Here is a 343-nt window from a genome sequence, read left to right as displayed (position 1 = left end):
GAACTGTCCAAAAGCAAGCGGTCAAAGAACTCGAAGCTCTGCCAAGGGGAAACTATCTGCGAAAAAGTGTTATAGAATTAGTGAAAGAGCTAATTGCCTTGCTCGCAAAACGCCAAAATAAAGAACAAGATTTAGATCGTGATGATGAGGATTTGATTATGACTTTGACTCAAATGTATGAAGAAGCAATGGCAGAAGTTCGTCAAGAAATTCGCCAAGAAATTCGCCAAGAAGTTCGCCAAGAAATTCGCCAAGAAGTTGAAAAGGAAGCAAATCGCCGTCTAATTGAAACTATTATCCGGGTTCGCTTTGGAGAAATAGATGAAAAACTTGCAGCAATTAT

Annotated in this window: 1 pseudogene; it reads left to right on the top strand. The window is 39.4% G+C overall.

What is annotated here, in order from left to right:
* Nucleotides 1-343 (top strand): annotated as a pseudogene (locus JUI58_RS11680) (putative porin); the annotation flags it as partial.

Origin of the sequence: Spirulina sp. CCY15215 (assembly GCF_016888125.1) — a bacterium.
Classification (GTDB): domain Bacteria; phylum Cyanobacteriota; class Cyanobacteriia; order Cyanobacteriales; family Spirulinaceae; genus CCY15215.
Note: the sequence above shows the minus strand (reverse complement) of the source record. Positions and strands in the feature narration are given on the sequence as shown.